At 70.6% G+C, this 20,601-nt stretch carries 20 protein-coding genes; 5 read left to right on the top strand and 15 right to left on the bottom strand.

What is annotated here, in order from left to right; all coding sequences use genetic code 11:
* Positions 1–68: 68 nt before the first annotated feature.
* The 13 genes from H0488_RS02370 to H0488_RS02315 form a co-directional block, all read right to left on the bottom strand.
* On the bottom strand, positions 69–947 hold the full coding sequence (locus H0488_RS02370; protein ID WP_183097668.1) for an SDR family oxidoreductase: 879 nt from the start codon (positions 945–947) through the stop codon (positions 69–71).
* Positions 944–2,209 (bottom strand): phospholipase D-like domain-containing protein, encoded by a 1,266-nt coding sequence (locus tag H0488_RS02365; protein WP_312856179.1) that lies wholly within the window; start codon positions 2,207–2,209, stop codon positions 944–946. The genes H0488_RS02370 and H0488_RS02365 overlap by 4 nt, the downstream gene beginning before the upstream one ends.
* Before the next feature lie 51 nt (positions 2,210–2,260).
* Positions 2,261–2,821 carry a hypothetical protein gene (locus H0488_RS02360; protein WP_183097667.1) on the bottom strand — a complete coding sequence of 187 codons (561 nt, stop codon included), beginning with the start codon at positions 2,819–2,821 and terminating at the stop codon, positions 2,261–2,263.
* Positions 2,818–3,915, bottom strand: coding sequence for an MCE family protein (locus tag H0488_RS02355; protein ID WP_183097666.1), 1,098 nt, complete (start codon positions 3,913–3,915; stop codon positions 2,818–2,820). The genes H0488_RS02360 and H0488_RS02355 overlap by 4 nt, the downstream gene beginning before the upstream one ends.
* A 1-nt stretch (position 3,916) precedes the next feature.
* Positions 3,917–5,119 (bottom strand): MCE family protein, encoded by a 1,203-nt coding sequence (locus H0488_RS02350; RefSeq protein ID WP_183097665.1) that lies wholly within the window; start codon positions 5,117–5,119, stop codon positions 3,917–3,919.
* Positions 5,119–6,222: an MCE family protein gene (locus H0488_RS02345; protein WP_183097664.1), complete on the bottom strand. Its 1,104-nt coding sequence runs from the start codon at positions 6,220–6,222 to the stop codon at positions 5,119–5,121. Before H0488_RS02345 ends, H0488_RS02350 begins: the two co-directional genes overlap by 1 nt.
* A complete protein-coding gene (locus H0488_RS24505; RefSeq protein ID WP_281369477.1) occupies positions 6,219–6,347 on the bottom strand; it encodes a hypothetical protein in 129 nt (42 codons plus the stop codon). The genes H0488_RS02345 and H0488_RS24505 overlap by 4 nt, the downstream gene beginning before the upstream one ends.
* Entirely contained in the window at positions 6,344–7,003 is a 660-nt protein-coding gene (locus tag H0488_RS02340; RefSeq protein ID WP_183097663.1) for an MlaD family protein, read from the bottom strand. Before H0488_RS02340 ends, H0488_RS24505 begins: the two co-directional genes overlap by 4 nt.
* Positions 7,000–8,037: an MlaD family protein gene (locus H0488_RS02335; protein ID WP_183097662.1), complete on the bottom strand. Its 1,038-nt coding sequence runs from the start codon at positions 8,035–8,037 to the stop codon at positions 7,000–7,002. Before H0488_RS02335 ends, H0488_RS02340 begins: the two co-directional genes overlap by 4 nt.
* Complete coding sequence (locus H0488_RS02330) at positions 8,034–9,077, bottom strand: MCE family protein (protein WP_183097661.1); 1,044 nt, start codon at positions 9,075–9,077, stop codon at positions 8,034–8,036. The genes H0488_RS02335 and H0488_RS02330 overlap by 4 nt, the downstream gene beginning before the upstream one ends.
* An 8-nt stretch (positions 9,078–9,085) precedes the next feature.
* Complete coding sequence (locus H0488_RS02325) at positions 9,086–9,964, bottom strand: MlaE family ABC transporter permease (RefSeq protein ID WP_312856178.1); 879 nt, start codon at positions 9,962–9,964, stop codon at positions 9,086–9,088.
* Complete coding sequence (locus H0488_RS02320; RefSeq protein WP_220794106.1) at positions 9,961–10,788, bottom strand: MlaE family ABC transporter permease; 828 nt, start codon at positions 10,786–10,788, stop codon at positions 9,961–9,963. The genes H0488_RS02325 and H0488_RS02320 overlap by 4 nt, the downstream gene beginning before the upstream one ends.
* Before the next feature lie 139 nt (positions 10,789–10,927).
* On the bottom strand, positions 10,928–11,872 hold the full coding sequence (locus H0488_RS02315; protein WP_312856177.1) for a DNA-3-methyladenine glycosylase family protein: 945 nt from the start codon (positions 11,870–11,872) through the stop codon (positions 10,928–10,930).
* Positions 11,873–11,949: 77 nt separating this feature from the next.
* Between H0488_RS02315 and H0488_RS02310 the strand changes: the two genes are divergently transcribed.
* The 3 genes from H0488_RS02310 to H0488_RS02300 all read left to right on the top strand — a co-directional run bounded on the left by H0488_RS02310 (position 11,950) and on the right by H0488_RS02300 (position 14,942).
* Positions 11,950–12,540, top strand: coding sequence for a TetR/AcrR family transcriptional regulator (locus H0488_RS02310; RefSeq protein ID WP_183097660.1), 591 nt, complete (start codon positions 11,950–11,952; stop codon positions 12,538–12,540).
* 105 nt (positions 12,541–12,645) lie between these two features.
* Positions 12,646–14,184: an ATP-dependent DNA ligase gene (locus H0488_RS02305; RefSeq protein WP_183097659.1), complete on the top strand. Its 1,539-nt coding sequence runs from the start codon at positions 12,646–12,648 to the stop codon at positions 14,182–14,184.
* A 56-nt stretch (positions 14,185–14,240) separates the two neighbouring features.
* Complete coding sequence (locus tag H0488_RS02300) at positions 14,241–14,942, top strand: TetR/AcrR family transcriptional regulator (protein WP_183097658.1); 702 nt, start codon at positions 14,241–14,243, stop codon at positions 14,940–14,942.
* A gap of 322 nt (positions 14,943–15,264) precedes the next feature.
* Here H0488_RS02300 and H0488_RS02295 read toward each other — a convergent pair whose 3' ends face one another.
* Positions 15,265–16,557, bottom strand: a complete 1,293-nt coding sequence (locus tag H0488_RS02295; protein ID WP_183097657.1) for an acetyl-CoA C-acetyltransferase — start codon at positions 16,555–16,557, stop codon at positions 15,265–15,267.
* A 152-nt stretch (positions 16,558–16,709) separates the two neighbouring features.
* Here H0488_RS02295 and H0488_RS02290 point away from each other — a divergent pair, with 152 nt between their 5' ends.
* Both H0488_RS02290 and H0488_RS02285 read left to right on the top strand, forming a co-directional pair.
* On the top strand, positions 16,710–18,053 hold the full coding sequence (locus tag H0488_RS02290) for a 3-oxoacyl-ACP reductase (RefSeq protein WP_183097656.1): 1,344 nt from the start codon (positions 16,710–16,712) through the stop codon (positions 18,051–18,053).
* A complete protein-coding gene (locus H0488_RS02285; RefSeq protein ID WP_312856176.1) occupies positions 18,046–18,945 on the top strand; it encodes a MaoC/PaaZ C-terminal domain-containing protein in 900 nt (299 codons plus the stop codon). Before H0488_RS02290 ends, H0488_RS02285 begins: the two co-directional genes overlap by 8 nt.
* Positions 18,946–18,952: 7 nt before the next feature.
* Here H0488_RS02285 and H0488_RS02280 read toward each other — a convergent pair whose 3' ends face one another.
* Complete coding sequence (locus tag H0488_RS02280) at positions 18,953–20,557, bottom strand: MBG domain-containing protein (protein ID WP_183097655.1); 1,605 nt, start codon at positions 20,555–20,557, stop codon at positions 18,953–18,955.
* Positions 20,558–20,601 lie beyond the last annotated feature (44 nt).

Here is a 20,601-nt window from a genome sequence, read left to right as displayed (position 1 = left end):
CGCCAGCAGCGCGATGTGGGGGCCGACGCCGCGCCAGCCGCCCGGCCTGATCCGCGGCTCGCCGCCACTCATGCCAGGTCCGATCGCCGGGCACGCTCGACAGCCGGGAGGGTGCGGTTCGCTCCGAGGCTGAGGCCGCGCATCGCCAGGGCGTAGCCGGGCGGGAAGTAGCGCTGCAGCCAGTGCACCAGCCGGATGTCGAGGGAGGTGTAGACCCAGTAGCGGTTGCGGCGCACGCCCTTCCAGATCGCCTCGGCGGCCTGCTCGGGGCTGACCGCGCGCTTCCGGAAGTGGGCGGACGCGCGGCGGAACGCCTTGCTCTCCGCGTCCACGCCCGCGATCTGGATGGTCTCGACCAGCCCGGTGTCGACGCCACCCGGGCAGACCAGCGAGACCCCGATCCGGTGGCGCCTGAGATCGAAGCGCAGGACCTCGGAGACGCCGCGCAGCCCGAACTTGCTGGCGCTGTAGGCGGCGTGCCACGGCATCCCGATGATGCCGGCGGCCGACGACACGTTGACGAGCTGCCCACCGCGGCCGCCGTCGATCATCGGAGGGACCAGCTCCTCGATGACGTGGATCGGCCCCATCAGGTTGACCTCGACCAGGCGCCGCCACTGGTCGTGCTCGAGCCCGCGCACGGTGCCCCAGGTCGCGATGCCGGCCACGTTGAGCACCACGTCCATCGGGCCGGACGTCGCGGTGACCAGCGCGGCCAGGCGTCGTACGGCGTCGCGGTCGGACACGTCGGCGGCCTCGGCCACGGCCACCTGCCCGCCCGCGTCCCGGAGGTCCGCGGCCACCGCCGCGAGCGACGCCTCCTGGATGTCGGTCAGGTGGAGGATCGCCCCCTGCTCCGCCGCGGCGCGAGCCACCGCCCTGCCGATGCCGCTGGCGGCGCCGGTGACGAAGACGTTCTTCCCGGAGAGGTCCTTGACCGGTCTCACAACAGCGTCCTCAACGGCTTCAGGAAGGCCTCGGTGAACTTGCGGTGGAGGTCGCGCGCCTCCCACTCCCCGCTGGTGAGCTCCAGGCAGTTCGACTGGTCGACGAGGAAGATCTCCTCCAGCTGCTTGGCCAGCGCCTTGTCGATCGCCTCGAGGTTGATCTCGTAGTTGCCCTGCAGGCTGAGCCGGTCGATGTTCGCCGTACCGACCGTGCACCAGGTTCCGTCGACCGTGGCCGTCTTGGCGTGCACCATCGCGTCGCGGTAGCGCAGGACCCGCACGCCGGCGTCGAGGAGCTGGCTGAAGTACCCGCGGGAGATCCAGTCGGCGACGATGTGGTTGGACTTGAGCGGCATGAGCAGCCGGACGTCCACCCCGCGGCGCGCCGCCGCCTTGAGCGCGTCGACGAAGTCCTGGTCGGGCATGAAGTAGGCCTGGGTGAGCCACACGTTCTGGCTCGACCGGTTGATCGCCTCGAGGTACATCCCCCGGATCGGGAAGACCCACAGCCGCGGGATGTTGCGCTGGATGCGGATGAGCGGCTCCCACGTCGACGCCGTCTCGAGGAGCAACGGGCGCTCCGAGGCACGGAGCCGCCGCCGCCGGTTGAGGTTCCAGAAGTCCGCGAACGCGCGCTTGAGGTCCCACACGGCCGGCCCGGTGACCCGGACGTGGGTGTCGCGCCACTCCGTCTCGTAGGCGGACCCGATGTTGTAGCCGCCGATGAAGCCGGTGTGGTCGTCGACGACCAGGATCTTGCGGTGGTCCCGGCCGTAGCGGCGCAGGTCGAAGAAGCGCCAGCCCGCCGAGTAGACCGGGTAGCGCAGCACCTTGAGCGAGGAGGGGAACCGCTTGAAGGTCGGCGACACGACGAGGTTCGCGAAGCCGTCGTAGATGCAGTAGACCTCGACGCCGCGGTCGGCGGCAGCGGCCAGCGCCCGCTTGAACCGCTCGCCCGTCGCGTCGCCCTTCCAGATGTAGGTCTCGAAGAGGATCTGGCGCTGTGCGCCCTCGATCGCGGCGAGCATGTCGTCGTACAGGTCGCGACCGTAGGTGTACGTCGTCACCTCGCCCTCGCCGACCGGGACGGTCGCCGGGGGGCCGGTCGGGAACGGCTTCGGCCGCTTCCCGCGCCGGCGGTAGGAGTCGACCACCGACATCACGACCGCCAGGCCGATCTGCACACCGAGGACGGTCAGCAGGAGTCGGCGGAGCAACCGAGGCAGCCTCACGCCGTCGCGCTCTCCGTCCCGCCGTCCCACGGCAGCCAATCTAGTGGGCGCCCCGGACGCCGCGGCGCAGCGACCCGCGCGTCACGAGGGCGGGGGGACGGTGACGATGTCGATGTCGTCGATCAACCACTCGTCGTCGTCGCGCACCATGGTCAGCGTCGTCCACTGCTCCTCGACGGCCTGCTTGCGTCCCTTGGCGCTCAGCTCCTGGCGCACGAACGCGAGGACGGTCGCCGTCTCGGCGTCGATCGTGTTGTAGGCGGACTGGACGACCTCGCCCCTGGCGGACAGCTTGCCCTTGCGGATGAGCTTCTCGAGGTTGGGGACGACCCGTCGGGAGAACCGCGCCCGCAGCTCCTCGTCGAAGTTGTCGAGCCAGGCGAACTCGTCGTCGATGTCGCGATAGTCGTACGACGTCATCTCGAGCAGCATCTCCTCGGCTGCGTCGCGGGCCTCCGGGCCGGCGGCGTACGCCTCGATCTCGGCTCCCTGGTCGGCGACCTCGTCGTTGGCCTTGTTCTTCTCCGACACCAGCCAGATGACGACGCAGCCGGTCACGACCAGCGCGCCGACCAGCACCAGGATCACGATCCGGTAGAGCTGCTCCTGCGAGCGGCCCTCGGTGAACCTCGCCATGGTCATCGGACCGGTCCCGGTGCGTGTGCGGCGCCGCGCTGCAGCCGCGAGAACGACGCCGAGCAGGCGCCGTCGTCCTGGAAGCCGTAGCGCTCGGGGTCGTAGGGCGTGTGCCGGTTCGTGCCGTAGTCGCAGCGCGCGGTGCGGACCAGGATGCCCTCGATCCGCAGCTCGCCGCCGCGCAGCGCGGCGACCAGCGCCCCCAGGCCGCGCGAGTACTCCTGCAGGAGCGCACGCAGGTGCGGCTCGTAGGACATCACCACGTCGGTGAAGCTAACACCCGCGTCCAGGAAGCCCGGCAGCACCTCGTCGGCGTCCCTGACGACGGCCATCAGGTCGTCGATCTGGCCCGGAGCGCGATCCAGCACACGCTGCCACTCGGGCTCGTAGCTGCGGAGGAACGCCGCGAACTGCTTCGCCCGGGCGCCGAGGGTGCGCAGGTTGCCGGCGTTGTCGCTGACGATGCGAAGCACCGTGCCGGAGTTCGTGATCACGCGATTGGTCTCCGGCCACACCTCGTCGAGGGTGGACAGCAGGTCGGTGCCCTGGTCGAGGATCCGACCCAGGTCGTCGCCGGTGCCGGCCAGCGCCGTGCTGAGCTCCTGCAGCACGATCCGCAGCTTCTTGTCGTCGATCTGGCGCAGCACGTCGTTGACGGCGACGACGGTCTCGCTGAGGCTCTCGGGGAGGTCGGTCGACTCGGCCGGGATGGTGGCGCCGTCCTCGAGGAACGGGCCATCGGCGCTGTTCGGCTGGAAGTCGAGGTACTGCTCGCCGACGGGTGAGAGGCTGCGCACCTTCGCCAGCGAGTCCTTCGGGATGTCGGTGCCCGCGCTGAGCCGCACGGTCGCCACGACGCCCTCGTCGGCGGGCCGGATCTCGGTGACCTTGCCGACCTTGATGCCCCGGTAGGTGACGGCGGACCCCTCGAACAGACCACCGGTCTGCTCGAGCTCGACCTCCAGGGTCAGCGGGCGCGACGTCAGGGGCTGGTCGAGCACGGCAGCGAACAGGTAGGCGATCGCGAGCAGGAAGACCACAACGATGCCGACCGCGCTCAGGTAGAGCCGGTCGGAGAGGATGTTGCGCACGCTCGCCATGTCAGGCCCCTCCCCCGAGCAGCCCGTCGAGCAGGCCGTCGAGCGACAGCTGGTTCGGCCGGCCTTCGCCGCGGCCGGTGCCGCCGGGATCGGTGGTGGCACCGCTGGGCGCGGTGGAGTCCGTGGTGGGCAGCCGGCCCAGCAGGTCGCCGAGGCCGAGGTCGTCGAGCACGTCGCCGACCGGCGCCACGATGTCGAGGATGTCGAGCAGGTCGCCGAGCGCGCCGAGGTTGCCGGTCTTCATCCCGTCGAGGTGCTGGTCGAGCGAGATCGACGCATAGTCGCCGGGGATCACGCTGCGGAGGGCGGCCGCCGCGTCGGAGAGCCTGCCCAACATCAGGTTGAACCGCCCGCGGTTCGACGCGAGCTCGGCCAGGACGGGCTCGGTCTCGCTGAGCAGCGCGAGCAGCTGCGCCCGGGTGGCGTTGACCGTGTTGTTGGCGGCGCCCGAGAACCTCTCGACCGCCTTCAGCAGCGCGGTGAACTCCGGGGTCGCCCGACGCAGGACGGCGGCCGCCGGCCGGATCTCCCGCATCGCCCGGTTGATCACCCGCTCGCGGTCGCTCAGCGTCCCGGACAGGGAGTCGAGCGAGGTCAGGACGGCGTCGATGCTCGCGGTCGTCGAGTTGGCCTCGGTGAGGAACGTCGCCGCCTGGGTCAGCAGCAGACGGATGTCCTCCTCGTTGCCGCCGACGGCCTTGTTGAGCTCCTCGGTGATCGTCTGCAGCTGGTCGAGCCCACCGCCGTTGATGAGGAGCGACGCCTGCGCCAGCGCGTCCTCGACCGTCGGTGCGGTCGCGGTGTCCTTGAGCGTGAGCGTCGCTCCGTCGCCGAGCTCGTCGCCCTCGGGCGGGTTGGTCACGTCGACGAACAGCTCACCCAACGGGGTGGTGTAGCGCAGCCGGGCCGTCGCGCCGTGGTGCAGCTTCGCGTCCTCGCGGACGTCCATCGTCACGATCGCGGTGTAGTCGTCGATGGTGACCGAGGTGACCTTGCCGCTGTCGACGCCGTTGACCTTGACCGGCGCTCCCTCGGTGAGGTTGAGCGCCTCCTTGAACTCGGCCTTGATCTCGAACGTGTCGCCCGACACGCCGGTGCCGGGGATCGGGAGGTCGCGCATCGTGGTGGAGCAGCCCGACGCCGCCAGCAGCACGGCGGCTGCCGCCGCGGTGCCGACGGCGGTCCTGAACGTTCGCCTGGTCATCAGTGCTCCCCCAGCGGGTCCGTGCCGAGCAGGTCGCAGATGTCGCCGGGCAGCTGGTCGCAGACGTCGGCGAGCACGCCACCCAGCGGGTCGAGCGCGACCGGGTCGAAGACGACCCTGATCCGGTCGCCGCTGCTGGCAGCCCTGAGGTTCTGCATCGCCAGCGGCATCACCCGCAGGATCTCGGTCAGGTGCTGCTGCTTCTTCAGGACCGTGCGGATCAGCCGGGTGGAGCCGCCGACCGCCTCGACGATCTGCTCGCGGTTGTCGACGGCGAACTCCGCGACGACCGTCACGGCGTCGTCGAGCGAGCGCAGCGCGGTGCGGAAGTTCTCGCGCTCCGCTGCGAGCAGGTCCGTCGCCTCCGTGACCTGGCGGATGAACTCCCGAGCGGTGGCTTCGTTCGCCGACACCGCGGCGAGCAGCACGTCGAGCGAACGGAGCGTCGAGGCGACGTTGTCGCGCTGGGAGTGGATCCCGTTGACGCCCTCCTGCAGCGCGTGGACCGTCTGGTTGATCAGCGGGCCGTTGCCCTTCAGCGCGTCGGTCCCCTCGGCGATGAAGCGCTGGATCGCCCTGGTCGCGTCCTTCGAGCCCGCGATCCCCGTCGCGAAGTCGTTGAGGGAGGCCAGCACCTGGTCGAAGTCGACCGGCGTGCGGGTCCGATCGACCTGGATCTCGTCGCCGTCCTCGAGCTTCGGGCCCTTGGTGTAGACGGGCGTGAGCTCGACGTAGCGGTCCGTCGCCACCGACCGGGCCACCACGACGGCGCCGGCGTCGGCCGGCACGGCGTGGTCGCCGTCGATCGTCATCGTGACCTTGACCTGGTCGCCGTCGGGCTCGATCGCGGTGATCTCGCCGACGGGGACGCCGAGGATGCCGACGTCGTTGCCGACGAAGAGGCCGGCCGCGTCCACGAAGTACGCCGTCACCTCCATCTTCCCGCCGCCGGTGACGCCGGGCACCGCTCCGCAGGCCGAGGTGAGCACGAGCAGGACGGCGAGCAGGGCCAGCCGCAGCGGTCGGCGCGAGCCGGACCGCCCGGGCCGCTGCGCCCGGTCGACGACCGTCACGGTCACCCTTCCGTTCGAGGACGCGGTCATGAGCAGTCACCTCGCAGCCGGCAGCTGAAGTCGTCGGCGGGCAACGCCGGCGTGTCGACGAACAGGTCGGCCCAGGGGCCGTTGCCGGTGGCATTGGCGACGTAGCGGACCGCCGGGGCCATCACGTCGAGCGCCCGTTGGAGCTTGGCGTCCCGCTGCTCTCGGCCAGCTGGTCGGTGACGCTCCGGGCGGCGACCAGGAGCTCGCCGGCCTGGTCGGACCGGGTCGCGATCACGTCGGAGAGCCGGGCCACACCTTCGAGCGCCGGCCGGATCTCGTCCTGCGTCGCGCCGAGGGTTCCGGCCATCTCGCTGAGCGCCTGCGCGAGCAGCTCGGGATCCAGCTCGTCGAGCGCCCCGGCGCCGCTCTCCAGCACGTCCTGGAGGTTGTAGGGCACCGCAGTGCGCTCCAGCGGGATCCGGTCGCCGGCGAGCTCACCGGTTCCGAGCGGGTCGACCTCGAGGTAGTGGGTGCCGAGGAGGGTGGCCACCTTGACCGTCGCCTCGCTGCGGGAGCCGAGATCGACGTCGCCGTCGAGCACGAAGCTCACCACGACGTGGTCGTCCTCGAGCTCGATGCCGGTGACCTTCCCCTTCGACACGCCGTGCACCTGGACGTCCTCGCCGCTGCGGAGTCCGCCGGTGTGCTCCAGCACCGCGGTGTAGCTCTTCGTCCCGAAGTTCGCGACGCTCAAGGCGACCACGGCAGCACCGATCAGACCGACGATCGCGATCGCCACCAGCCCGATCTTGAACGGGTCCCGTTCGTTCATCGGCTTCATCGACACACCTCCGACCAGGGGCCGTTCCCACCGGCGGGGTTGATCTCCGTCTCCCCGAGCGCGAAGGCGAACGAGCAGACGTAGACGTTCAGGGCGTTCTCGTAGGACCCCGCGCGACCGAGCGACTCGAAGATGACGCCGAACGCCTCCAGCGAGTCCTCGAGGCCCGCACGGGAGTCGGCGAACATCTCCGCGACGGCTGCGAGCCGGTCCGTGGTCCGCGTCATCGGCACCTTGACCTCGCGCAGCAGCGAGGTGGTCGCGCCGACCAGCTGGCTGATGCCGTCGATCGAGGCGCCGATGGACTTGCGGTCGCGCGCCAGCGCGTTCATCAGGTTCTTGAACTCGATCACGGTGGCCCGCAGCTCGCCGCCCTTGCCGGCGAGGTTCTGGAGGACCGGCGTCAGGTTGGTCATCACCTCGCCGAGCACGTCGTCGCGGTCGGCCACGAAGTTGGTGAGCTCGGCGGTCTGCTGCATCAGTCCCTCGATGGTGCCGCCCTCGCCCTGGAGGACCTTGATCATCGAGGTGGCCAGCTGGTTGACGTCAGCCGGCTGGAGGATCTCGAAGAGCGGCCGGAAGCCGTTGAGCAGCTCGGTGAGGTCGAACCCCGGGTCCGTGCGCCACTCCCTCCTGCCGTCGACCGTGACGTACCTCTCGATGGTGGCGCCGCCCTCCAGCTCCTCGCCGCGAGGACCCTCCTCGCGGAGCTGGAGATAGCGCTGACCGAGCAGGTTCTGGTAGCGCATGATGACCTGGGTCGTGTCGTAGATCTTCTGCTCGTCGACGAGCACGAAGTCGACCATCGCGCCGTCCTCGGTCGTCTCGATCCCCGTCACCTGGCCGACCCGGACGCCGGCGGCCTTCACGTCGTCGCCGACCCGCAGTCCGCTCACGTCCGCGAACTCCGCCTTGAACTCGGACTTGTCGCCGGTCACGCCGTTGCTCATCGTGTTCACGAGGAGCATCAGCAGCAGGATGCTCACGACCGTGAAGGCCGCGACCTTGGCCGCGACGGTCCTGATGCCGGTCACTGTCCGCCCCCCACCATCGAGCTGAAGCTGGCGTCGTAGGCCGGTCGGTCACCGGAGCCGTAGTAGGGCGGGAGGTCGGTGTTCAGGATGCCGTCGGAGCGGATGAAGCCCTCGCGCAGGACGCTGGGCACCCGGTCGCCGAGGGCGATGTTGATGGTGATCGCGTCCGTGATGCCGGCCCGCCGGTTGTCGTAGAGGATGTCGACCAGGCCGCCGGTGCCGCGGATCCACCGCACCAGGCGCTGCTCGTTGCGGGACAGGAACGCCGTACCGCTGTCCGCCAACCGGGTGGCGCCGGTGACCAGCGAGGTCAGTGCGGCCTCCTGGCGGACCAGGCTGTTCAGGAACACCAAGCCGTCCTCCGTCGCGTCCAACAGCTCCGGCGCCACCTCGTCGATGACGTCCATGCTCGTGGCCAGCGCCTCCAGGTCGGCACGGACCTGGGGCATCCGGGGGTTCAGTCGACCCAGGTAGGAGTTGAGCGTGTCGACCGTCGTCGCCAGCTGGTCACCGCGACCCTGCAGCGCCTGGGACGCCGAGCCGATCGCGGACGCGAGCTCCTTCGGTCCGAGCGCGTTGACCAGCCGGTCGATGTCGTCGAGCGCCTGCTGGAACTCCAGCGTCTCCTGGGTGGTGTCGGCCGCGACCACGGATCCGGCTTCGAGCGACTCGTCGGCGGGCGACCCGTGCACCACGAGGTCGACGAACGTCGTACCGAAGACCGTCGCCGGCAGCACCCTCGCCACCACGTTCGACGGCACGAACTCGAGGTCCTCCTCCGACATCTCCATGTCGATGGCGACCTGTCCGGACTCGTCGCGCTCGACCGAGCTGACCTTGCCGACGAGGACGCCGTCCATCTTGACGTCCGAGCCCTTGCGCAGGGCTCCCCCGGCGTCGGCGACGACGGTCGTCACGTGCGGCTTGTCGCCGAACGTGCCGTTGCTGCGCAGCGAGATCAGGACACCGATCACCGCCAGCCCGACCAGCACGATCAGACCGCGCCGGGCGAGGGTGGGACGTGGGAGCTCTCTGGCCATCGGTCACCTCACCCCGAGATCCGGAAGCCCGGGTCGCCGCCCCAGAACACCAGGGTGAGGACCATGTCGAGCACGACGATGGACACGATGCTGGCGCGGATGGCCGTGCCGGTGGCTTCACCGACGGCCTGCGGGCCGCCTCCGACCCGCATGCCGTACCAGCAGTGGATGAGCGCGATCGTGAGCGCGAAGATCAGGATCTTGACCACCGAGAAGAAGACGTCGCGGCCCTGGATGAACGCCGAGAAGTAGTGGTCGTACTGACCAGGCGACTGGTCGAAGAGCATGACGACCGCGACCTGCGACGCGGCGTAGCTCCCGATCAGGCCGATCAGGTAGAGCGGCAGGATCGCGAGCATGCAGGCGATCACCCGCGTCGTGACGACGTAGCGCATCGGGTTGACCGCCATCACCTCGAGCGCGTCGATCTCCTCGTGGATCTTCATCGACCCGATCTGCGCCGTGAACCGACAGCCGACCTGGGCTCCGAGCGCGAGCGCGGCGATGAGCGGCGCGAGCTCGCGGGTGTTGGCGCTCGCCGAGATGAAGCCGGTGAGGGGCGCCAGGCCGACGATCTCGAGGCCGTTGAACCCCTCGATCCCGATCGAGGTGCCGGCCGCGACCGACAGCAGGACCATCACGCCGATCGTGCCGCCACCGACGAGCACCGCTCCGCTGCCCCAGGCGATGTCCTTGAGCTGGCGGAACATCTCGCGCGGGTAGAGCACCATCGTCGAGGGGATGTACTTGAGGACCTCCCACGAGAAGGTCGCGAAGGAGCCGATGGTGGCGAGCGCGCTCATCAGCGCGTCGACGGCGCCGACCATGCTGTCGGAGAGGCGGTCCCCGACCCCCCGGGCCCTGGGCTGGATGCTGGCCAAGGTCACGCCACCCCCTGCGGCACGAGCATCACGTAGGCCTGGGTGATGCCGACGTTGACGACGGCGAGCAGGATCACGCTGAGGACGACGGCCTGGTTGACGGCGTCGGCCACGCCCTTCGGTCCCCCCTTGGCGCTCATGCCCTTGTGGGCGGCGACGATGGTGGCGATGAAGCCGAAGATCAGGGCCTTGAACTCGGCGAGGAACAGGTCGGTCGGCTGACTCAGCCCGACGAACGACTCGATGTAGGTGCCGGCCGAGATCTGGCCGGTGCCGACGACCATGGCGAAGGCCGTCACCATCGCCGTCATCGCGCACACGATGGTCAGCAGCAGGGCGACGAGGAGCGCGGCCAGGACCCGGGGTGCCACCAGCCGCTGCGTCGGCGAGATGCCCATCACCTTGAGGGCGTCCAGCTCCTCACGCACGGTGCGGGCACCGAGGTCGGAGCAGATCGCGGAGCCGACGGCGCCGGCGATCATCAGCGACGTCACGAGCGGCGCGCCCTGGCGCAGCACCCCGATGCCGTTGATCGCGCCGATGAACGACTGGGCGCCGATCTGGTTGGCAGCGGCACCGATCTGGACCGACGTGATGACGCCGAACGGGATCGAGACCAGGATCGTCGGCAGCAGCGACACCCGGGTCATGAACCAGGCCTGGAGCAGGAACTCCGTCCAGGAGAACCTGCGGGAGACGATGTCGGTCGCGATGTAGCGGGCCGACTCGACCGAGAGCACCACCAGCTGGCCGGTGGTCACGACTCCCGCCTTCATCCGGTCGACCACGTTGTCGACCATCGAGCGACCGCCGAGGAGCGCTGCCGTCATCGCGGCCCCTCCTGGACGTCGAACCAGCCGGGGCACCGGCCGAGCCTCACGAGTCCCACGCGCCACCCCTGTCGCTCGGTTCGGTGCTTCCAGGCGCAGTTTGCCTGTTGCTCGATGTAACAGATATCACGAGAAAAGGTCACACGTGAGGTAGGTGTCCACGACGAGACGCGCGATGACCACGTCGGGGACGCCGGAGGCCGGCGGCTCCCAGGAGCAGCGGCACCCGTCCCCTGTGCGGTCGCCAGGGTTCGAGCAGCTCCGCGAGCTCACGGTCATCGATCTCTCCGCCGGTCAACGCCCAACCCACGTCCTTCGCTACGTGGAAGTCGCCGAACGAGACCGCGTCCGGGTCTCCGAGCGTCCGCTGCCGCACCTCGGCGCTCGTCCACACACCGAGACCGGGCAGGCTCCGGATCGCGCGATCGAGGTCCGCGGCCGCGCCGGCTGTCCGGGCCGCGACCCGCTCCAGCGCGTCAGCGTGCCGGGCCGCGGTGACGACCGCGCGGGACCGGGCAGGGTCGATGTGCAGCCCGAGCCAGGCCCAGGACGGGATGCTCACCAAGGTGGCCGCGGTGGGCTGGAGGTGGAGACCGGCCCTCGCCCCGGGACCGGGCGCGGGTTCGCCGTACTTCAGGACCAGTGCGCGGAAGCCGGCGAACGCCTCCTGACCGGTCACCTTCTGCTCGATGATCGTCGGCACCAGGGCCTCGAGCGAGCGGCCGCTGCGACCGAGCCGGACGTGCGGGTGACGCCGCCACGCCTCGGCGACCACGGGGTGGCGCGCTTCGAAACCCGTCCAGTCGTCGCCGCCGCCGAGCAGGTCGGGCAGCTGGGCGAGCGCCCACCGCGCCCCCGGACCCCACGCACGTGCGTGCACGTCGCCGGCGGCGTCGAGCGGGTCGATCGCCAGCGTGACCGGACCCTCCGGCGTGCGGCTGGCGCGCCAGTGCGGGCCGGGCTCCCCCGGCGCGGCTAGCCGCAAGGTCGGATCCCCCGGCCCGCGGCGGTGCTGCGCGAGCAGGTGACGCACGGGGCACGGCCAGTCCGGGCGCCACACCCCGGTCGCATCCGGCTGTTCCACGAGCGATCACACTAGGCTGTGTCTCCGACACGAAAGCCATTCACCGTGGCACGAGAGACATACGGGAGGAGGCAGGCGTGACCGCCACTCCGGAGACGCGCCGTCCCCGCCTCGACCAGGAGGCGGTGCTGCAGGCCGCCGAGTCGCTCGTCGACCGCGAGGGGTACGACGCGCTGACGATGACCATGCTGGCCGCCGAGCTCGACACCCGGGTGTCGTCGCTCTACAACCACGTCGCCAACCTCGAGGACCTGCGGGCCTCGGTCCAGGTGCGCGCGATGCGGTTGCTGGGCGACCACGTGCGCCGCGCCGCCATGGGCCACGCCGGTGCCGACGGGCTCCGGGTGCTCAGCCACGAGCTGCGCTCCTTCGCGCAGTCCAAGCCGGAGCGCTACGCCGCCATCACCCGGCCGCCGATCGACCGCGAGGCCTTCTTCGGCGCGGCCTCCGACACGATCGAGGCGCTGGCGGTCATGGTGCGCTCGGCCGGGCTCCCGGAGGAGCGCCTGCTCGCGACCGGGATGGCGGTGTTCGCCGCCCTCCACGGCTTCGTGTCGCTCGAGGTCGCCGGCTACTTCGGTGACGTCGAGGACGACCTCGACTCGGTCTACGAGATGGTCATCCGCGGTGCCGTCACCGCAGCCGTCCTCGAGGCCACGCACGACTGACCTGGCGACTGACCTGGCGACTGACCCGGCGACTGACCCGGCGACTGACCTGGCGACCGACCCGGTCGCCTGAGCCTGTCGGCGGCCAGGGCTAGCGTCGGTCGGGTGTTGCTGTACCAGGTCGTCGACGCCTCCGCCCGGATCGGCGCGACCCGGTCGCGCAACGACAAGGCGCGGGCGATCGCCGGACTGCTGGCCGACACCCCGCCCGACCAGCGCGAGCTTGTGGCCTGCTACCTCAGCGGCCGGCTCCGGCAGCGCCGCACCGGGTTGGGCTGGCGCGGCTTGCGGAGCCTGCCGGATCCCGCCGACCTGCCGTCGCTCGAGGTCGCCGAGGTCGACGCGGCGTTCGAGCACCTCGGCGGACTGGGAGGACCTGGGTCCGTCGCCGCCCGCGCGGCCGCGGTGGAGCAGCTCTTCGGCAGGGCGACCGCCGCCGAGCAGCAGTGGCTCCGGTCGGCGGCCCTCGGCGAGGTGCGGCAGGGCGCGCTGGAGGCGGTCATGACAGAGGGGGTGGCGGCAGCAGCCGGAGTGCCGGTTGCCGCCGTACGACGAGCAGCGATGCTGGCCGGCGGCGCCATCCACGTCGTCGACGCCGCGTTTGCCGGCCCCGACGCGCTCGAGGCCATCGGCCTGTCCGTCGGTCGCGCGATCCAGCCGATGCTGGCCTCCTCCGCTCCCGACCTCGACGCCGCCATCGCGAAGATCGGGAGCGACGTCTCCGAGCTCGCGGTCGACGCGAAGCTCGACGGCATCCGGATCCAGGTGCACCGGCGCGGTGACGACGTCCTCGTCGCGACCCGGAGCCTCGACGACATCACCGATCGGCTGCCCGAGGTCGTCGCCGTGGTGCGGGAGCTGCCCGGCGCCGACCTGGTGCTCGACGGGGAGGCGATCGCGCTCGATCCCGCCGGGCGCCCGCGGCCGTTCCAGGAGACGGCGGCCCGCACGGCGTCGGCTCTCGACCGCAGCACCGCGGTGACGCCGTACTTCTTCGACGTGCTGCACCTCGACGGGCACGACCTGCTCGACCGGCCCGCGGCCGAGCGCTGGGCGGCGTTGGAGTCGCTGGTGCCCGAGCCGCACCGGGTGCCGCGCTGGCGCGGCTCGGACCCGGAGGCGGCTCGCGCGTTCGCCGAGCGGGTGCTCGCCGACGGCCACGAGGGCGTCGTCGTCAAGGCGGCAGCCGCGCCGTACGCCGCCGGCCGGCGCGGCTCGGCCTGGGTCAAGGTCAAGCCGGTGCACACCCTCGACCTGGTGGTGCTCGCCGTCGAGTGGGGCTCGGGCCGGCGTCGCGGGCTGCTCTCCAACATCCACCTCGGGGCCCGCGACGAGGAGCACCCGGGGCACTTCGTCATGCTCGGCAAGACCTTCAAGGGCATGACCGACGAGATGCTGGCCTGGCAGACCGAGCGGTTCCAGGCGCTGCGGACCGATGCGGACGACTGGACCGTCCGGGTCCGACCCGAGCAGGTGGTCGAGATCGCGTACGACGGGCTCCAGCGGTCCTCGCGCTACCCGGGCGGCCTGGCCCTGCGCTTCGCCCGCGTCGTGCGCTACCGCGACGACAAGGGGCCCGGCGACGCCGACACGATCCAGGCCATCCGGCAGCTGGCGGGATCGCCCGCTCCGGAAAACTCCTGAGTCGGACGCGTCACAGATGTTGCAACTCGGAGTTGCACGTCCCGTACAGTTTCCCCATGGCGACCCGGGCACCCGAGAACGACGGACGCCGCAGGGCTGCGGCCGCGCGGCGGCGTGCCCGCAAGGAGCAGATCATCGCCGCGACCCGGGAGCTCTTCGACTCCCGCGGGGTCCGTGACGTCCAGATCGAGGAGATCGCCGGCGCCGTGGGGATCAACCGCGCGATCGTCTACCGGCACTTCACCGGCAAGGAGGAGCTCTTCGCGCTCACCCTGGTCGGCTACCTCGACGAGCTGCACGACGCGATGCGCACCGCGGCCGACGCGAGCACGGACGCTCCGACGCGACTGGCCTCGGTGGTCGGCGCCTTCGTCGACTACGGCGTCGCCCATCCGGCGTTCGTCGACTGCGCCCAGTCGCTGATGGTGCGTCCCGGCGACGAGCTGCTCGACGAGATCTCCGAGGGCGCGCTGTTCCGGCTGGGTCGGGGCATCACGTCGTGCATGACCATCCTGTCGCAGGTGCTGGTCGACGGGATCGACTCCGGCGACTTCAGCGTCAACGGCGACCCGGTGCTGCTGGCCAACACGATGTACGCCAGCGGGCTCGGCGCCCTCCAGCTCGCGCGGCTCGGCATCCTCGTCACCGAGTCCGCCCCGGGCGTCCCGACCGTGAGCCAGATCTCGGCGGCGCAGGTGCGCGACTACGTCGTGTCGTCGGCGCTGGCGCTGGTGACCCGCGGAGCCCGGGCGTCGTAGGTCTCGTGACGGTCGCTGCGCGACCTCCTCGACCAACCAGGCAGACGGTCGCTGCGCGACCTCCTCGACCAACCAGGCAGACGGTCGCTGCGCGACCTCCTCGACCAACCAGGCAGACGGTCGCTGCGCGACCTCCTCGACCAACGAGGCGGACGGTCGCTGCACGACCTCCTCGAACCAACCAGGCAGACCGTCGCTGCGCGACCTCCTCGACCAACCAGGCAGACGGTCGCTGCGCGACCTCCTCGACCAACGGCCGTCGTCCAACGGAACAGGCCGCCCCGGACGACGTCCGGGGCGGCCTGTGCGGTCGTGGCTGGTGTCAGCGCTCCATGATCGCGACGACGCCCTGGCCGCCCGCGGCGCAGACCGAGATCAGGGCCCGGCCCGAGCCCTTCTCGGCGAGCAGCTTCGCGGTGTTCGCGACGATCCGGCCGCCGGTCGCGGAGAACGGGTGGCCCGCGGCGAGCGAGGAGCCCTTGACGTTCAGCTTGCTGCGGTCGATCGAGCCGAGCGGCGCGTCGAGACCGAGGCGCTCCTTGCAGAACACCGGGCTCTCCCACGCGGCGAGGGTCGCCAGGACCTGCGAGGCGAACGCCTCGTGGATCTCGTAGAAGTCGAAGTCCTGCAGGGTGAGGCCGTGGCGGGCGAGCATCCGCGGGACGGCGTACGCCGGCGCCATCAGCAGGCCCTCGTGACCGTTGACGAAGTCGACAGCAGCGACCTCGGAGTCGACGAAGTAGGCCAGCGGGGTCAGCCCGTGCGCCTCGGCCCACTCCTCCGAGGACAGCAGCACCGCGGAGGCGCCGTCGGTCAGCGGGGTCGAGTTGCCGGCGGTCATGGTGGCCGCTTCGCCCTTGCCGAAGACCGGCTTGAGCGTGGAGAGCTTCTCGAACGAGGAGTCGGCGCGCAGGTTGTTGTCGCGCTCGAGGCCACGGAACGGCGTGATCAGGTCGTCCTGCCAGCCCTCCTCGTAGGACCGGGCGAGGTTGTGGTGCGAGGTCACCGCGAGCTCGTCCTGCGCCTCACGGGTGATCTGCCACTCCAGCGCGGTGAGCGCCTGGTGGTCGCCCATCGACAGCCGGGTGCGCGGCTCGCCGTTGGAGGGGATCGCCAGCCCGATGTCGCCGGGGCGGATCGTGGCCAGGATCGCGAGGCGGTCCTTGGCCGAGCGTGCGTTGTTGAGCTGGATGAGCTTCTTGCGCAGCTTCTCGGAGATCGCGATCGGGGCGTCGGAGGTGGTGTCGACACCGCCGCCGATGCCCGACTCGAGCTGACCGAGCTTGATCTTGTTGGCGACGTAGTTGATCGCCTGGAGGCCGGTGCCGCACGCCTGCTGGAGGTCGACCGCCGCGGTCTCGGGGGCGAGCTTGGTGCCCAGCACCGACTCGCGGACCAGGTTGAAGTCGCGGCTGTGCTTGAGCACGGCGCCACCGGCGACCTCGCCGATGCGTTCACCCTCCAGCCCGAAGCGCGTCACCAGGCCGTCGAGCGCGGCGGTCAGCATCTCCTGGTTGGAGGCGGTGGAGTAGGCCCCGTTGGAGCGGGCGAAGGGGATGCGGTTGCCGCCGATGACCGCAGCGCGGCGTACCGATGCATTAGGAGAGTCAGCCATGTTTCCTATCCTCAGGCTTCAGGCCCGTCGAGAGAACCGTTTGAGGGCCAAGTCACGAAATGTGGACTCAGAGTTACACATCTAGTTACATAGACCGTGAGCGGGCCCGGCCCGTGGACCTAGATTCAACGCTGCGGAGGCAACGCACCATCATGAGCGACAAGTACCAGGGCTTCGTCACGTCCCCGATCGGCAAGTTGCTGGTCAAGAACCTCGGGCTCCCCAACCCGACCAAGCTCGACCGCTACACCGCGGGCGATCCGCTGGTCGACGGGACCGTGCTGGTGGGCGGCACCGGCCGGCTCGCCGAGTCGCTGACCGGACTGCTCGACCTGCTCGGCATCGCGTCCGCCACGTCCGCCGGCGACGGCGAGCGGTTCAAGGGCATCGTCTTCGACGCGACCGGCCTCAAGAGCTCCGCCGAGCTGATCGCGCTGCGCGACTTCTTCACCCCCGTGCTGCGGAGCCTCGACAGCTGCGCCCGCGTCGTCGTCCTCGGCACCCCGCCCGAGCTCACCTCGGGCTCCGAGCGCGTCGCCCAGCGTGCCCTCGAGGGCTTCACCCGCAGCCTCGGCAAGGAGATCGGCAAGGGCGGCACCGTCCAGCTGGTCTACGTCGCCGAGGGCGCGGAGGCCGGTGTCACCAGCACCCTCGGGTTCCTCCTCTCCCCCAAGTCGGCCTACGTCTCGGGGCAGGTCGTGCGGATCGGCGCCCACGGCAAGGGCAAGGTCACCGAGGTGGCCGACCAGCTGCGGCCGCTGGCCGGCCGGGTCGCCCTGGTGACCGGCGCCAGCCGTGGCATCGGCGAGGCGATCGCCCGGACCCTGCACCGCGACGGCGCGACCGTGGTCGGCCTTGACGTCCCGCAGGCCGCCAGCGAGCTCCAGGCCCTGATGAAGGAGCTGGACGGCGACTGGCTGACCCTCGACATCAGCAGTGACGACGCTCCCCAGCGGATCGCCTACCACCTGAAGGAGAAGCACGGCGGCGTCGACGTGGTCGTGCACAACGCCGGCATCACCCGCGACCGCAAGCTCGCGAACATGGCGCCCAGTGACAAGGGCGACCGGTGGGCACAGGTGCTCGGCGTCAACCTGACCGCTCCGGAGCGGATCACCCGTGAGCTGCTCGACCAGGGAGTCGTCAACAAGGGCGGCTCGATCATCGGCGTCGCGAGCATCGCCGGCATCGCCGGCAACGTGGGCCAGACCAACTACGCCGCCTCCAAGGCCGGCGTGATCGGTCTCGTCGACTCGCTGGCCGACGAGCTCAAGGACATCACGATCAACGCCGTCGCCCCCGGCTTCATCATCACCCAGATGACGGCCGCGGTGCCGTTCGCGACCCGTGAGGTCGGTCAGCGCCTCAACGCGATGTCCCAGGGCGGTCTCCCGATCGACGTCGCCGAGACCATCGCGTGGTACGCCAACCCGGCCTCGAGCCTGGTCAACGGCAACGTGGTCCGGGTCTGCGGCCAGATGATGCTGGGTGCCTGACGTGGCCGCCGACGACGCACCGACCGTGCGCGTGGTCGAGGGAGGTGGCGGCCTGGGCACCATGGTCAAGGCGGCCCTCCCGGTGGTGCCCGGCGTCAACCTGCTGCCCGGCGTGAAGAAGACCGGTCGCGAGCTGCCGGCCCTCGAGCTGCGCCGCGAGGACGTCCAGGTCACCCGGGCCGAGGTCGACCGCTACGCGGCCGTCTGCGGCTTCCCGAACAAGGACGTCGCACCGGTCCCCTACCTGCACATGCTGGCGTTCCCCCTGCACATGGCGCTGATGACCGACGCGGCGTTCCCGTTCCCGGCGATCGGCTCGGTGCACCTGGAGAACTCCATCACCCAGCACCGTCCGGTCGCGATCGGCGAGACCGTCAGCCTGTCCCTCACGGCCGACAACCTGCGCAACAGCACCAAGGGCCGCGCGTGGGACATGAACGTCACCGGCACCGTGGGTGACGAGGTGGTCTGGGAGTCGGTCTCGACGTACCTGCGGGTCGGCAAGGGCGACAAGGAGAACGGCGACCCGGGCACCTCGTTCACCGCGATCGAGGCCAAGGGCCCGGTCTGGAGCCTGCCGGAGAGCCTCGGCCGCACGTACGGCGCCGTCTCGGGCGACCGCAACCCGATCCACCTCTACCCGCTGACGGCCAAGGCGCTCGGGTTCCCGCGACACATCGCGCACGGCATGTGGAGCAAGGCGCGCTGCATCGCGGCTCTCGAGAACCGGCTGCCCAACGCGGTCCGCGTGGAGGTCGGCTTCAAGAAGCCGATCTTCCTCCCGGGCAAGGCGCAGTTCGGCACCGAGCCCAACGCCGCTGGCTGGGACTTCGCGCTGGTGAACCCGAAGTCGGGTGCCCCGCACCTGCTGGGACGTACGACGGCGCTCTGAACCGCCGCTAGAGGATGCCCTGGTGCATCTTCCCGGGCAGCAGTGCGGCGGTGCCGGGGAAGTTCGCGGTGTAGCCGTTCAGCTGGATCGCGAGCTTGGTCGAGCCGGAGACGCTGCACGCTGCCCGACCGGTCGCGTCCGTGACCGCGGTGCACGCCGGCTTGTCGCCGTTGCCGATCGTGAAGGTGATCGTCGAGCCGACGACGGGCGTGCGGCTGGTGCCGAAGGTGACCGTCGCCGACAGCACGCCGCCCGCCAGCTTCGTGGTCGCGATGTCGGCGACACCGGGCGTGATCGTGAGCGTGCTGCTGACGAACCCGCCGAACGAGTAGTTCGGCGAGTCCAGCGTGCCCTGCCCGACGTCCAGCGGGTAGGTGCCGGGATCGGACGTCGCCGTCGCCGGAGTGCTGAAAGCCGGCCCGCCGGCCAGGACGGCCGCGGTGTCGCCGTTGCGGAAGCCGGTGTAGGACGCGGTGTAGGCGGGCGGCTCGGCGCCGTAGGCCCGGGTCGCCGGATCGGCCCGGACGGTCAGCTGCCTCTTGGTGACGGTCAGCGTTCCGGGCAGCAACACGAAGCGGTAGTTCGGCGAGCTCAGAGATCCGACCGCGATCTCGATGGGATAGGTCCCCGCGTCGCTCTTGACCACCGCCGGCGTCGACAGCGTCGGCGTACCGCCGATGTCCGACGCGTCCTCATCGTTCTGGAACCCCGTCAGCGTGTAGTCCAGCGTCGGGTTGGCGAAGCCGTAGACCCGACTGGCGTCGGTGGCGGTCACGGTCAACGGGGCCTTGAAGACGAGGAACGACGCCGACTTGTAGGACCCGATCGCGTAGTTCGTGCTCGACAGCACGCCACCGCTGCACGTCGCCGGGTCGACGGCGTAGCTGCCGGCGGGCAGCGTCGGCGCGATCGTCTGGCCGGTCAGCGCGCCGGTGCAGACCACCTCGGAGACGGTCACCCCGGCCACCGAGGTCTTGGCGGAGAAGACGGGCTGGCCCCCGTAGTTCTGCACGCCGCCCACCGTCACGGCCACCGGCTTCGGTGACACGGTCAACGTGCCGGCGGCGTAGGTGAGGTAGTAGTTGTTGCTCGGCACGGCGAGCGTCCCGGCAGTGACGGTGATCGGGTACGTCCCGGCGTCGGACGACGCGGTCGCCGTGGTCGACAGGGCCGGTTCGCCGGCCACGACCGAGGAGTCCTGGCCGTTGACGTAGCCGGTGATCGCGTATCCGAGGGCCGGGTTGGGCGCACCGAAGACCTTCGTCCGGTTCTGTGCCGTCACCTTCAGCGGCGCTCGGTAGACGGCGTAGGCGCCACCGGTGTAGCCGGCGATCGTGTAGCCCGGGTTGGACAGCGTGCCCCCGCTGCAGGTCGCGCCGGCGATCGCGTAGGAGCCCAGCGCCTTCAGCGTGGGCGAGATGGCCACGCCGCTCGTCAACCCGGTGCAGGTCACACCGGTGACGGTCAGCCCGGCCACGCCGGTCGACCCGGCGAAGGCGGGCAGGCCGCCGTAGGTCTGGGCGCCGGTCACCCTGACCGTCACCGGGATCGGGTCCGCGGCCTGCGCGGACGTCGGGACCGTGAGCAGACCGACCACGATCGCGACAGGCACGATCAAACGACGAAGAACCATCGAAGGTTCCCTCCCCATGAGGA

It is taken from the genome of Nocardioides pelophilus, from assembly GCF_014180685.1.
Classification (GTDB): Bacteria; Actinomycetota; Actinomycetes; order Propionibacteriales; family Nocardioidaceae; genus Nocardioides; species Nocardioides pelophilus.
Note: the sequence above shows the minus strand (reverse complement) of the source record. Positions and strands in the feature narration are given on the sequence as shown.

Coding starts and splice junctions, on each gene's coding strand:
- H0488_RS02345 (WP_183097664.1), bottom strand. CDS start 6,222: ATGACCGCGTCCTCGAACGGAAGGGTGACCGTGACGGTCGTCGACCGG.
- H0488_RS02295 (WP_183097657.1), bottom strand. CDS start 16,557: ATGGCTGACTCTCCTAATGCATCGGTACGCCGCGCTGCGGTCATCGGC.
- H0488_RS02330 (WP_183097661.1), bottom strand. CDS start 9,077: ATGGCCAGAGAGCTCCCACGTCCCACCCTCGCCCGGCGCGGTCTGATC.
- H0488_RS02290 (WP_183097656.1), top strand. CDS start 16,710: ATGAGCGACAAGTACCAGGGCTTCGTCACGTCCCCGATCGGCAAGTTG.
- H0488_RS02320 (WP_220794106.1), bottom strand. CDS start 10,788: ATGACGGCAGCGCTCCTCGGCGGTCGCTCGATGGTCGACAACGTGGTC.
- H0488_RS02340 (WP_183097663.1), bottom strand. CDS start 7,003: ATGAAGCCGATGAACGAACGGGACCCGTTCAAGATCGGGCTGGTGGCG.
- H0488_RS02300 (WP_183097658.1), top strand. CDS start 14,241: ATGGCGACCCGGGCACCCGAGAACGACGGACGCCGCAGGGCTGCGGCC.
- H0488_RS02355 (WP_183097666.1), bottom strand. CDS start 3,915: ATGGCGAGCGTGCGCAACATCCTCTCCGACCGGCTCTACCTGAGCGCG.
- H0488_RS02350 (WP_183097665.1), bottom strand. CDS start 5,119: ATGACCAGGCGAACGTTCAGGACCGCCGTCGGCACCGCGGCGGCAGCC.
- H0488_RS02360 (WP_183097667.1), bottom strand. CDS start 2,821: ATGACCATGGCGAGGTTCACCGAGGGCCGCTCGCAGGAGCAGCTCTAC.